Below are 11,316 nucleotides of genomic sequence, written 5' to 3'. Positions count from 1 at the left end.
ATTACGACGCCGGCAGGCTCCAATCCACGCCACGCGCGCCCTGCGCGGCGAGCAGTTCGTTGGCGCGGCTGAACGGGCGGGAACCGAAGAAGCCGCGCCGCGCGGACAAGGGCGAGGGGTGTGCGCTGTGGAGGACAGCGGTGCCGGCCAGCAGCGGTTCGACGGCCTGCGCGTCCCGGCCCCAGAGGATGGACACCAGCGGAAGCCCGCGGCCCGCGAGGGCGGCGACGGCGGCATCGGTCACGGTCTGCCAGCCCAGCCTCCTGTGGGAGCCCGTCGAGCCGGCGGAGACGGTGAGGACGCGATTCAGCAGCAGCACTCCCTGGTCCGCCCAGGCCGACAGGTCGCCGTGCGGCGGGGGAGTGGCGCCGACGTCGTCCGCCAGCTCCCGGTAGATGTTCGCGAGGCTTCGTGGCAGTGGCCGGACGTGCGGTTCGACCGCGAAGCTGAGACCGATGGCGTGCCCCGGCGTCGGATAGGGGTCCTGCCCCACGACGAGGACCTTGACGGACTCCAGCGGGCGGGTGAACGGGCGAAGGATGTTCGTCGGCGCGGGGAGCACGTTCTCGCCCGCTTCGCGCCGCCGCAGGAGGTCGCCCTCGATGGCCTCGATGTGGCCGGCGACGGGCTCGAGTGCGCGGGCCCAATCCGGGGCCATGCCCGCCGCCAAGCGCGGGCCCGCGGGGATGTCCTCGCCCCGCGGAGCTGGCGGCAACGCAAAAAGCGGATGCTGTTCGGGTGCGTCCGGCGAATCGTGCATCCGTTCATTCTGCCGCGCGCGGGGGACCGGCCGTTCAAATGACAACCCTGTGATTCGGAACTACCATGGGAGGCGTGCCCCGCGCCCGCGCGGCACTGGACCGGGAGGAGCGTTGTGGCAGCGGAAGAGACCGAACCGGGATTCGCCGGGGATCCCGAGAGCGACCTCGACGAGCGCGCCCAGCGCATGCTGGCACTGGAACGGCAGTGGTGGAAGTACGCCGGCGCCAAGGAGCAGGCCATCCGCGAGCTGTTCGACCTCTCCGCGGCGAACTACTACCAGGTGCTCAACGCGCTTATCGACTCCGAGTCGGCGCTCGCGCACGATCCCATGCTGGTGAAGAGATTGCGTAGACTACGTTCAACCCGCCACCGGGCCCGAAGCGCGCGCAGGCTGGCCACGGAGGCGTAGCCGGCGCCGACGTACCGATCAGATCCAAGGACAACGATGAGCAAGTACGCGAACGACGAATTCGACAGGGTTCCGGAGTTCACCGACCGCAACGGGGTCCACCGGGCCGAGACCGCGGGCACCGCCAAGCGCCCGGGCCTGGGCCTGTTGATGGGCGTCGGGGTCCTCGCGCTGCTGGTCGGACTGTTCTCGTTCTTCGTCCTGCCCCAGATGACCGGCACGCCGACCGCTTCCCCCGGGGACTCCTCGGGCGCCCCGGCTGCGAGCTCCGATGCCGCGAACAGCAGCGACGCGGAATCCGAGCCCGCCGAGTCCGAGCCCGCGGAGTCCGAGCCGGTCGAGTCCGAGGCACCGGAATCTGAGTCCGAGGAGCCCGAGGCATCGCCGGAGCCCGAGGCGTCGCCGGAGCCCGAGGAATCCGACGAGCCGGAGGAGTCCAGCGAGGCCGCCGGCGCCGTCGACCGGTCGGCGCCCGTCGGCGTCTACAACGGAGCAGGGCGCTCCGGGCTGGCCGGTTCGGTGGCGTCGAGCCTGCGCAACGGCGGGTTCACGTCCATCAGCGCGGCGAACTGGTCCCGGCAGGAAAACGTGTCGGTGGTCTACTTCCGCTCCGAGTCCTCGCGCTCCACGGCCCAGGAGGCCGCACGGGTCCTGGGCATCGCCACGGTCTTCCAAACGCCGAACATCCCCACGGAGATCTCCGTGGTGCTCGGCCGCGACTACAGCTAGTTCCGTCCGACCAATCCGTGGCGAATTGGGCGCCGCGCTTGCACTCTCGGGGCGAGAGTGCCAATAATTGATTTAGCACTCGGGTGCCGTGACTGCCAAGAGTCCATCGACGACGTCGTACGGGCCACGATCTTTCGCGGGGCGCCGGGTGAACCCCTGGCCAGTTGCAGCGAGGAAGTCCGGTTGGCGTACCGAAAGCGCCACCCGGCTGCCGTCCGTCGCGGGCGTTGCCTCCGGCCCATGAAAACGCATGACTGTCCCGAAAGGACCACAAGCCGCCATGGCCAAGATGATTGCATTTGACGAGGAAGCACGCCGCGGCCTCGAACGGGGCCTGAACACCCTGGCCGACGCCGTCAAGGTGACCCTCGGCCCGCGTGGCCGCAACGTCGTTCTCGAGAAGAAGTGGGGCGCGCCCACGATCACGAACGACGGCGTGTCCATCGCCAAGGAGATCGAGCTCGAGGACCCGTACGAGAAGATCGGTGCCGAGCTCGTCAAGGAAGTTGCCAAGAAGACGGACGACGTCGCCGGCGACGGAACCACCACCGCCACCGTTCTCGCGCAGGCACTGGTCAAGGAAGGCCTGCGCAACGTTGCCGCCGGCGCTGACCCGCTGAGCCTCAAGCGCGGGATCGAGAAGGCCGTCGCGGCAGTGACGGCCGAGCTGGTCGCCTCCGCCAAGGAAATCGAGACCAAGGAACAGATCGCCGCCACGGCGTCCATCTCCGCCGGCGACAACCAGATCGGCGAGCTCATCGCGGAGGCCCTGGACAAGGTCGGCAAGGAAGGCGTCATCACGGTCGAGGAGTCCAACACCTTCGGGCTGGACCTCGAGCTGACCGAGGGCATGCGCTTCGACAAGGGCTACATCTCGGCCTACTTCGTCACCGACGCCGAGCGTCAGGAAACGGTCCTCGAGGACCCGTACATCCTGATCGTCAACTCGAAGATCTCCAACGTCAAGGACCTCGTCGCGGTCCTGGAGAAGGTCATGCAGTCCGGCAAGCCGCTGCTGATCATCGCCGAGGACATCGAGGGCGAGGCCCTGGCCACGCTGGTCGTCAACAAGATCCGCGGCCTGTTCAAGTCCGTGGCCGTCAAGGCCCCGGGCTTCGGCGACCGCCGCAAGGCCATGCTGGCCGACATCGCCATCCTCACCGGTGGCCAGGTCATCTCCGAGGAGGTCGGCCTCAAGCTCGAGACCGCCACCTTGGACCTGCTGGGCCAGGCGCGCAAGGTCGTCGTCACCAAGGACGAGACCACCATCGTCGAGGGTGCCGGCGACGCCGAGGAGATCGCCGGACGCGTCAGCCAGATCCGCGCCGAGATCGAGAACTCCGACTCGGACTACGACCGCGAGAAGCTGCAGGAGCGCCTCGCCAAGCTGGCCGGTGGCGTTGCCGTCATCAAGGCCGGCGCGGCGACCGAGGTCGAGCTCAAGGAGCGCAAGCACCGCATCGAAGACGCCGTCCGCAACGCGAAGGCCGCCGTCGAAGAGGGCATCGTCGCCGGTGGCGGCGTGGCCCTCCTTCAGGCCGGCGAGCGCGCGTTCGCCAAGCTGCAGCTCGAGGGCGACGAGGCGACCGGCGCGAACATCGTCAAGGTTGCCGTCGAGGCTCCGCTGAAGCAGATCGCCTTCAACGCCGGCCTGGAGCCGGGCGTCGTCGCCGACAAGGTCAAGGGCCTGCCTTCGGGCCACGGCCTGAACGCCGCCACGGGCGTCTACGAGGACCTGCTGGCCGCGGGCGTGAACGACCCGGTGAAGGTCACGCGCTCCGCTCTGCAGAACGCCGCGTCGATCGCAGGGCTGTTCCTCACCACCGAGGCCGTTGTCGCCGACAAGCCGGAAAAGGCCGCTGCGGCCATGCCCGGTGGCGACGACATGGGCGGCATGGGCGGCATGGGCGGCTTCTAGCCACCCGCCGCTCCGGCGGCACCACCCGAACGCCCCGGTCGATGACCGGACAACGATGGCCGCGGTTCCCCAGGCGGGGGCCGCGGCCATCGGCGTGATGTGGTCGTTCGAACATGGTTCGGGCCTACGGCGATCCGTTCGCCTGCCGGCGTCGGCCGTGGTGCCGGGGCCTACGGCAGTCGCTCGAGGCCGGCCAGCTCGCTGCGCAGGTTTGCCCTCGCGGACGCCTCCCAGAGTTCCCGGCCGACGGTCGTTCCGTACAGGGGATCCACATCCAAAAGGGACCTCAGGACACCTGCGCGGCCCGCGGCGAATGCCGCGTCCGGAACGTGGGCATAGTCGCGGCGGACGGCCGCGACATAGCGGCCGTACTCCGCCGAGGGACGCGCCAGCACCTCGAGGTCCGCGTCGCACAACAGCCTTCCCGCAGCGTCGTCCGGCGCTGGCCGATGTCCGGCGGTGAGCCGAACCAGCCGCGCCGCCTCGGCCACCTCCGCCGGGGGCAGGCCCGCTCGGCCCAGCAGGCGCTCTGCGAGTTGCGCCGAGTCGTCCTCGTCGGCCCCCGCGACGCCCGCATAGACGGCATCGTGGAACCACGCCGCCAGCCACGGGGCGCGCGGGTGGGCGCCGGCTGACTCTCCCCGCGCCGCCAAAAGATCCAGCGCCCGCAGCACGGCCAGCAGGTGGGCGCGGTCGTGATAGTGGCGGTGGTCCTCCGACCACCGGATCAGCAGTTCGCGGCCCACGGCGGGAACCGTGGGGACCAGCTTGTCCCACGAGGCCAGGAGGATCCGGTCCAGCTTCTCCGGCCGCTGCCGCGCCGGGACGCGGAGCCCGCTGCGCACGAGCCGCCGGACCAGTTCCGTCGCGGAGACCGGGACGGCGCCCTGGCCAACGAGGGCCTCGTAGCGCCTCTGCGGAACGTCGTAGTGGTCCCTGTCGAACGCGCGACCGGGCAGTCCCGCCAGCTCGGCGAAGCGGTGGAGCTCCTCTAGTGAGACGTCCGAAACGAGATGCGAGAAGACGGTACCGTGCGCCGGCCACAGGGGCGGGTCGATAAGGATGGCCACGCCGTCAGCCTACTCCGGGGCGGATGCCCGCCGGGGCCGTGAACGGACGGTCCCGACGGGCGCTCGGAATGGACGCGGCGACTCCGGGACGTCAGGTAGGTCCCGGCGCCTAGTAGGTGAACATGCTGGCGTTGGCGGCCTCGGCGTCGTCGTACTGCTGCGAGGCGCGGGCGAGCGCGGTGTTGATGCCGGAGAGGGACTCCTCGACCCGAAGCTGGGTGGCACGCCAGTCGGCGACGACGCCTTGGAAATTCGCGGCGGCGGCCCCCTGCCACGTGGATTCGAGTTCACGCAATCCGCCCTGCATGGTGTTGACCTCCGCGCGCAGGCGTTCGATGGTCCCCTGCACGGCCATGGCCTTGTTGCGCATTTCGGAGGTGTTGGCGGCAAAGTTGCTCATGGTGTCCCCTTGCTTGTCATCCCTGTCCCGGCGTGGGTGCCGGGGCAACGGCGCCGGACGACGCCTTCCCCACGACACTAGGCGTGGCCGGCGAGGCCCGGGCGGGAGACGGCCCGATTGTGGATAACTAGGCGTCCGCGCCGGGGGTGGGGGAGTCCTCCAGGGGCACCAGCGGCAGGTGGACCGAAAGGGTCGCCCCGCCTCCCGGGGTCTCGTTCAGCCGGACCGCACCGTCGTGCTGCGCGGCTATCGCGGCGACGATGGCCAGCCCCAGACCGGTCCCCCCGGTCTGGCGCTGCCGCGAGCTGTCCGCCCGGTAGAAGCGCTCGAACACGCGGGAGGCGTCGTCCTCGGGAATGCCGGGCCCGTGGTCGCGCACCTCCAGCACCGCGTCCGATCTGCCGTCGATCACGGGCAGGACCCCCACTGCGATCTCGATGGGGCTATCCTCCGGTGTGTACCGCAGCGCGTTGGTCATGAGGTTCGCGACGACCTGCCGCAGTCGCGCCTCGTCCCCGGCGGTCGGCGCGTTGCCCGGTTTGCCTCCATCCAGGCCGACGACGCGGACGGCGCGTTCCGGAGCGCCGGCACGCGCGTCCTCGGCCGCGTCGGTGGCCAGCAAAAGCAGGTCGACCTGACGGCGCTCCATGGGGCGGTGCTCGTCGAGGCGCGCCAGCATCAGGAGGTCCTCGACGAGTTGGCCCATGCGTTTGGCCTCGCCCTCGATGCGCCCCATGGCGGTGCTCAGCTGCTCCGGGTCGCTCAGGCCGCCATGGCGGTAGAGCTCCGAATACCCCTGGATCGTGACCAGGGGCGTGCGCAGCTCGTGCGACGCGTCCTGTATGAAGCGGCGCATCTTCCGCTCGGACGCAGCTCGTCCGCGGAAGGCGTGCTCGATGTGGGCGAGCATGGCGTTCAGGGACCGTGAGAGCCTGCCCACTTCCGTTTCCGGCGGGTACTCCTCGACGCGCCGGGACAGGTCGCCGGCGGCGATGGCCGCGGCGGTCCGCTCGACGCGGACCAGGGGCCGGAACGCCCGGCTCGTCACGCCGTAGGCGATCAGGGACATCGCCAAGGTGGCCAGGACTCCCGTCAACAGCATCGTCCATCTGGCCTGGTCGACCGTGGTGTGCACGCTCCGTAGCGGCAGGGCGACGGTGATGTATCCCTCCCCGCTGGCCATCGCGATCTGGCTCACCCGCCACCCCTCGGAGGCGGGCGCCGTGCCGGGGACGCTGAAGCGCCGTCCACCCTCAGCCGCCACCTGCTCCACCGGGTGCGCCTCCAGCACCGGCGCGTCCCCCTGTTCGGAGGCCGTCCGCGGCAGGACGTACTGCACGTTGCCGTCCGCGTCGCGGATGGTCCCGTGGAATCGGAGCGAGGAGATGTTCTGCCAGCGGAGCATGTTCTGGGGGTCGGTGCTGAGCTGGTCGTTCATGGCGCTCCACATGATGTCCGATACCGAATCGCTGTTGCCCACGAGGTCCCGGTCCATCTCCCGCAGGAGCAGGGTGTTCAGCGCCCCCGAGGCCGCCATCGCCGTGACGACGACGCCGCACATCATCAGCATCGCCATCAGCGCCACCAGCTTGGACCTCAGGGACGTCTGGCGGAACAGCCTCGTCAAAACCTGCACGATCGGCGCCGCCTAGCGCCGCTCTGCGGTTCGGAGGAGGTATCCCACGCCCCGCTTGGTCTGGATCATGGGCGCCCAGTCCTCGCGCGCGTCGATCTTGCGGCGGAGGTAGGAGATGTAGGACTCGACGATCGAGGCGTCGCCGTTGAAGTCGTATTCCCAGACGTGGTCCAGGATCTGCGCCTTGGACAGGACCCGGTTGGGGTTCATCATGAGATACCGCAGGAGCTTGAATTCGGTGGGGGACAAGTCCACTATTTCGCCGGCGCGGCGCACCTCGTGAGCATCGTCGTCGAGCTCCAGGTCGTCGACGCGCAGGATGGCGTCGTCGCCGCCGGGCGGCCGCGTGCGGCGGAGCACTGCGCGGATCCGAGCGACCACCTCGTCCAGGCTGAACGGCTTGGTCACGTAGTCGTCGCCCCCGACCGTCAGCCCGGTGACCTTGTCCTCGGTGTCGTCGCGCGCTGTGAGGAACAGGACGGGGAAGTGCCGGCCGGCAGCGCGGAGGCGCCGGGTCACCGTGAACCCGTCCATGTCCGGGAGCATGACGTCCAGCACGGCCAGGTCCGGCTGCTCGCGCTCGACGGCCTCCAGCGCCTCACGCCCGTTGGCGGCGGCAACGACGTCGAATCCGGCGAAGCGCAGCGAGGTCGAGAGCAGTTCGCGGATGTTGGGCTCGTCGTCGACGACCAGGAGCTTGGCCTCGGGGGTCTTGGCGTTCATACACCCAGTCTGCGGGAAAAGTCTGGGAGTTTTCTGAATGTTGGATGTATGCGTTGGCCGGCGGCCGGTTCCGGGCGACCCACGGCGGGTCGCGCACGGGCGGGCGGCTGGCTAGGAGCGGCGCCGCTCGGCGATGTTCATGGCCACGAGGCCGACGAGGAGGAGGAACGCGACCGGCAACCCGTACAGGCCAACGGCGAAAAGCGGCGCCCACGGGGTGGCGTCCACCATGTACGACCCGAGGATCACCGCGAGGCACATGAGCGACCCGATGCCGATGGCCGCGGCCGCAGCCAGTACGTAGCGGCGTGCGGAGCCGCCGTCTTTGACCGTATTCACGTCCTTAAAGCTAACAGCGGGCCGGGGTGCCACAAAGTCGGAAGCCTGGCTGGCCGTGACGTACCCTAGGAGAACAGACTTCCCCGGCCCTTTCCGCGCCCGGGCGGCCGCGGCCGCGAGGCGGAGCGGCCGGGAATCCATCAGCGGTGCCGGCGGCATCGCAGATACGTTAGAACGAGGTAAGCGAAGTGCCATTCGGCAAAGTCAAGTGGTTTGAGGCCAGCAAGGGTTTCGGGTTCCTGGTGACCGACGACGGCCAGGAAGTCTATCTGCACGAGTCGGCGCTTCCGGTGGGAACCACCGAGGTCCGTGCCGGCACGCGCATGGAGTTCGGGATCGCGCAGGGGCGCAAGGGCGCTCAGGCGCTGACCGCGCGCGTGGTCGAGGCCGCGCCGTCCGTGGTCCGTGCCAAGCGCAAGCCCGCCGACCAGACGGCCGTGATCGTCGAGGACCTGATCAAATTGCTCGACGGCGTGTCCAACGGCCTGCGCAAGGGACGGTACCCGGACAAGGGCCAGGGTTCCAAGATCGCGGCAGTGCTTCGGGCCGTCGCCGACGACCTGGACGCCTGAGCCGATGGCCCGCACCCCGAAGCTCGACGCCGTCCTCGCCGGCTCCGTCGATGCGGCGCGAGAGGCGCTGCTTGAGCTCGTGCCCGCCGAGCAACTGGGCGGCCATGTCGGCGCGTTTGCAGACGGCGAACGCCTGGTGACGCACCGCTTCTCGGCGCAGCTTGACGCCTACGCCGGATGGGAGTGGTACGCGACCCTGGCCCGGTTGCCCCGAGGCAAGGCGCCGACCGTGAGCGAGGTCGGCTTGCTGCCCGGCGCCGACGCACTCCTGGCGCCGCCGTGGGTTCCGTGGTCGGACCGCGTCAACGAAGAGGAAATGGCCGCCGCGCGCGAGGCCGAGGAGGCCGCCGCCCGGGAAGCGGCCGATGCGCAGGACACACCCGACGCACAGGACAAGCCCGCCGCTTCGGACGCCGGGCGCGCGGAGTAACCCGGCGGACAAGGGGAAGGGCCGCGACTCGCGAGTCGCGGCCCTTCCTTCGTGAAAGCGGCTAGAGGTTCTCGAGCACGTGGTCGATGCAGCGCGTGAGCGCCGTGACGTCGTCCGGCTCGATGGCCACGAACGTGGCGATCCGCAGCTGGTTCCGGCCCAGCTTGCGGTAGGGCTCGGTGTCCACGATGCCGTTGGCGCGCAGGACCGTGGCCACGGCGGCGGCGTCGATGGAGTCGTCGAAGTCGATCGTGGCGATGACGTTGGACCGGTCCTCCGGACGCACCACGTACGGGGTGGCGACCGGCGAGGCCTCGGCCCAGGAGTAAACCCGACCTGCCGAATCGGCGGTGCGCCCGGTGGCGAATTCGAGCCCGCCGTTCTCGTTGAGCCACTCGATCTGGGCGTTCAGCGTCACCAGCGTGGACAGGCTGGGGGTGTTGTAGGTCTGGTTCAGTCGCGAGTTGTCCACGGCGGTCTTCAGGTTCAGGAAGTCCGGGACCCAGCGGTCGCCGGCCGCGATGCGGTCCACGCGCTCCAGCGCCGCGGGAGAGAACAGCGCGAGCCACAGGCCGCCGTCGGACGCGAAGTTCTTCTGCGGCGCGAAGTAATAGACGTCCGATTCGGCAACGTCGACGTCGAGCCCGCCGGCGGCCGAGGTGGCGTCGATGAGTACCAGCGCGCCGTCGTCGGCCCCCTGCACGCGCCGCACGGGTGCGGCGACGCCGGTGGACGTCTCGTTCTGCGGCCACGCGTACACGTCCACGCCCGCCTCGGCGACCGGCTCCGGACGCGTTCCGGGCTCGGACTTCAGAATGCTCGAGGCGTCCAGGAACGGGGCCTTGTCGGTGGCAGCGGCGAACTTGGAGCCGAACTCGCCGAAGGAAAGGTGCTGCGCCTTGCGCTCGACGAGGGAGAACGCGGCGGCGTCCCAGAACGCCGTGGATCCGCCCACGCCGAGCACGACCTCGTAGCCGTCCGGCGCGGAGAAGAAGCTCGCGAGGCCGTCCTGGACGTTCCTGACCAGGTTCTTGACAGGCGCCTGCCGGTGGGAGGTACCCAGGACCTTGGCGGCCGCCGCGAGCGCGTCGAGCTGCCCGGGACGGACTTTCGATGGGCCGGCGCCGAAGCGGCCGTCGGCGGGCAAAAGTTCGGCGGGGATGGTGATGTCGTTGCTCATGCTGGCTCCTGCGCTCCGGGGACGGATCAAGGCGGCGAGGCATCCGGGCCCGCCGCCACGGTTTACATCGTCTCCCAGCGCGCACCGAATCCGGAACCCGGAGGAGTTTGTTAACGCGGGTAGAGTTGGGACGTCTGGTTCCCGAACACCCGCCTGCCCACAGGAGCCCCCGCAGTGACTGACCTGATTGACACGACCGAAATGTACTTGAGGACCATTCTGGAACTCGAGGAAGAGGAGATCACGGCACTGCGTGCGCGTATCGCCGAACGGTTGGGGCACTCGGGCCCGACGGTCTCGCAGACCGTCGCCCGCATGGAGCGGGACGGCCTGGTGGTCGTCTCGCAGGACAGGCACCTGGAGTTGACGGTAGCGGGACGGCTGCTTGCCACCGAGGTGATGCGCAAGCACCGGCTCGCCGAGCGCCTCCTTTCGGACGTGATCGGGTTGGAGTGGGAGTACGTCCACGACGAGGCGTGCCGCTGGGAGCACGTGATGAGCGAGCGCGTGGAGCAGCGGCTCTACGAACTTTTGGGGCGGCCGTCCGATTCCCCGTACGGCAATCCCATCCCCGGCCTGCAGGCCTTGGGAGGGCCGGCCGACGACGGCACGGCCGCGCCGGTGCAGAACCTCGACGCCGCGCTGTCCTCCGGGGCCCCGGGGCCGTTCACGATCCTGCGCCTGGCGGAAACCATCCAGGTGGACCCCGAGCTCTTGGCCCAGCTGAACGACGGCGGAATCCGCCCGGGCGCCTCGGTCACGTTGGAGCGCGCGGGGGACTACGTGGTGGTCCGGGTTTCCGGTCTCGAGGGCGCGCTGGAACTCCCGCAGGAAGTCAGCGCGCATGTATTCGTGGCCCGCCTTGGTTAGGTTACGTACATAACGAAATTGTTACTTTCCCGCCGCGTCGGGTACGGTTGGGTAACGGAGGGGACTCGTCTCTTCCGCCCCGTCCGATCGCCTAACCCTGCCGGCGGACCGGGGTCCGTTCTCACGACGACGGGCAGGGGTGGAGGACCCATTCATGCAGGTGTCGGACCTTGTCCGGCATCTAGGGGTGAAGCCGGTGCTCGCAAGACGGCACGGCCGAGTAGATCTCAAACTCGAATCCGACAGCTAACTTCGCAGGCGTGTTGAGAGGTTGTCGA

The 11,316-nt window shown here is 69.5% G+C and carries 13 protein-coding genes and 1 riboswitch; of the genes, 6 read left to right on the top strand and 7 right to left on the bottom strand.

The features are described from left to right. Window position 1: 1 nt before the first annotated feature. Window positions 2-658, bottom strand: a complete 657-nt coding sequence (locus ACHAAJ_RS06045) for a uracil-DNA glycosylase (RefSeq protein ID WP_435727167.1) — start codon at window positions 656-658, stop codon at window positions 2-4. A 216-nt stretch (window positions 659-874) separates the two neighbouring features. On the opposite strand from ACHAAJ_RS06045, the gene ACHAAJ_RS06040 reads away from it, so the two are divergent. From ACHAAJ_RS06040 to groL, 3 genes are all read left to right on the top strand, one after another. Continuing rightward, a complete protein-coding gene (locus ACHAAJ_RS06040) occupies window positions 875-1,171 on the top strand; it encodes a DUF3263 domain-containing protein (RefSeq protein WP_435727096.1) in 297 nt (98 codons plus the stop codon). Window positions 1,172-1,207: 36 nt separating this feature from the next. Continuing rightward, window positions 1,208-1,900, top strand: coding sequence for a LytR C-terminal domain-containing protein (locus ACHAAJ_RS06035; RefSeq protein ID WP_435727095.1), 693 nt, complete (start codon window positions 1,208-1,210; stop codon window positions 1,898-1,900). Between the two features lie 280 nt (window positions 1,901-2,180). Beyond that, window positions 2,181-3,818: a chaperonin GroEL gene (groL, locus tag ACHAAJ_RS06030; RefSeq protein ID WP_435727094.1), complete on the top strand. Its 1,638-nt coding sequence runs from the start codon at window positions 2,181-2,183 to the stop codon at window positions 3,816-3,818. A gap of 170 nt (window positions 3,819-3,988) precedes the next feature. Here the strand turns inward: groL and ACHAAJ_RS06025 are convergent, their stop codons facing one another. The 5 genes from ACHAAJ_RS06025 to ACHAAJ_RS06005 all read right to left on the bottom strand — a co-directional run bounded on the left by ACHAAJ_RS06025 (window position 3,989) and on the right by ACHAAJ_RS06005 (window position 7,986). After that, a complete protein-coding gene (locus ACHAAJ_RS06025; RefSeq protein ID WP_435727093.1) occupies window positions 3,989-4,888 on the bottom strand; it encodes a DUF4031 domain-containing protein in 900 nt (299 codons plus the stop codon). Window positions 4,889-4,997: 109 nt separating this feature from the next. Beyond that, complete coding sequence (locus tag ACHAAJ_RS06020) at window positions 4,998-5,288, bottom strand: WXG100 family type VII secretion target (protein WP_435727092.1); 291 nt, start codon at window positions 5,286-5,288, stop codon at window positions 4,998-5,000. Between the two features lie 127 nt (window positions 5,289-5,415). Beyond that, entirely contained in the window at window positions 5,416-6,924 is a 1,509-nt protein-coding gene (locus ACHAAJ_RS06015) for a sensor histidine kinase (RefSeq protein WP_435727091.1), read from the bottom strand. Between the two features lie 12 nt (window positions 6,925-6,936). Next, window positions 6,937-7,647 carry a response regulator transcription factor gene (locus ACHAAJ_RS06010; RefSeq protein WP_435727090.1) on the bottom strand — a complete coding sequence of 237 codons (711 nt, stop codon included), beginning with the start codon at window positions 7,645-7,647 and terminating at the stop codon, window positions 6,937-6,939. A gap of 111 nt (window positions 7,648-7,758) precedes the next feature. After that, window positions 7,759-7,986 carry a hypothetical protein gene (locus ACHAAJ_RS06005; protein ID WP_435727089.1) on the bottom strand — a complete coding sequence of 76 codons (228 nt, stop codon included), beginning with the start codon at window positions 7,984-7,986 and terminating at the stop codon, window positions 7,759-7,761. 188 nt (window positions 7,987-8,174) lie between these two features. Here ACHAAJ_RS06005 and ACHAAJ_RS06000 point away from each other — a divergent pair, with 188 nt between their 5' ends. Both ACHAAJ_RS06000 and ACHAAJ_RS05995 read left to right on the top strand, forming a co-directional pair. After that, window positions 8,175-8,558: a cold-shock protein gene (locus tag ACHAAJ_RS06000; protein WP_435727088.1), complete on the top strand. Its 384-nt coding sequence runs from the start codon at window positions 8,175-8,177 to the stop codon at window positions 8,556-8,558. Window positions 8,559-8,562: 4 nt separating this feature from the next. After that, window positions 8,563-8,988 carry a DUF3027 domain-containing protein gene (locus tag ACHAAJ_RS05995; protein ID WP_435727087.1) on the top strand — a complete coding sequence of 142 codons (426 nt, stop codon included), beginning with the start codon at window positions 8,563-8,565 and terminating at the stop codon, window positions 8,986-8,988. 61 nt (window positions 8,989-9,049) lie between these two features. On the opposite strand, the gene serC is transcribed toward ACHAAJ_RS05995, so the two are convergent. Next, the gene (gene serC, locus ACHAAJ_RS05990) at window positions 9,050-10,168 is read right to left on the bottom strand and encodes a phosphoserine transaminase (protein WP_435727086.1); all 1,119 of its coding nucleotides are present in this window, start codon (window positions 10,166-10,168) and stop codon (window positions 9,050-9,052) included. Between the two features lie 174 nt (window positions 10,169-10,342). Here serC and ACHAAJ_RS05985 point away from each other — a divergent pair, with 174 nt between their 5' ends. Beyond that, entirely contained in the window at window positions 10,343-11,038 is a 696-nt protein-coding gene (locus ACHAAJ_RS05985) for an iron-dependent transcriptional repressor DtxR (RefSeq protein ID WP_435727085.1), read from the top strand. Between the two features lie 78 nt (window positions 11,039-11,116). Next, window positions 11,117-11,313: riboswitch (cyclic di-AMP (ydaO/yuaA leader) on the top strand. The last annotated feature ends 3 nt before the right edge of the window (window positions 11,314-11,316 follow it).

This window comes from Arthrobacter arnarulunnguaqae (assembly GCF_051262515.1).
Taxonomy (GTDB): Bacteria; Actinomycetota; Actinomycetes; order Actinomycetales; family Micrococcaceae; genus Arthrobacter_N.
Note: the sequence above shows the minus strand (reverse complement) of the source record. Positions and strands in the feature narration are given on the sequence as shown.

What these genes read in the sequence shown, in the direction of transcription:
- ACHAAJ_RS06045 (WP_435727167.1), bottom strand. Translation starts at nt 658, where the DNA reads ATGGCCCCGGATTGGGCCCGCGCACTCGAGCCCGTCGCCGGCCACATC.
- ACHAAJ_RS06035 (WP_435727095.1), top strand. Translation starts at nt 1,208, where the DNA reads ATGAGCAAGTACGCGAACGACGAATTCGACAGGGTTCCGGAGTTCACC.
- groL (WP_435727094.1), top strand. Translation starts at nt 2,181, where the DNA reads ATGGCCAAGATGATTGCATTTGACGAGGAAGCACGCCGCGGCCTCGAA.
- ACHAAJ_RS06020 (WP_435727092.1), bottom strand. Translation starts at nt 5,288, where the DNA reads ATGAGCAACTTTGCCGCCAACACCTCCGAAATGCGCAACAAGGCCATG.
- ACHAAJ_RS06010 (WP_435727090.1), bottom strand. Translation starts at nt 7,647, where the DNA reads ATGAACGCCAAGACCCCCGAGGCCAAGCTCCTGGTCGTCGACGACGAG.
- ACHAAJ_RS05995 (WP_435727087.1), top strand. Translation starts at nt 8,563, where the DNA reads ATGGCCCGCACCCCGAAGCTCGACGCCGTCCTCGCCGGCTCCGTCGAT.
- serC (WP_435727086.1), bottom strand. Translation starts at nt 10,168, where the DNA reads ATGAGCAACGACATCACCATCCCCGCCGAACTTTTGCCCGCCGACGGC.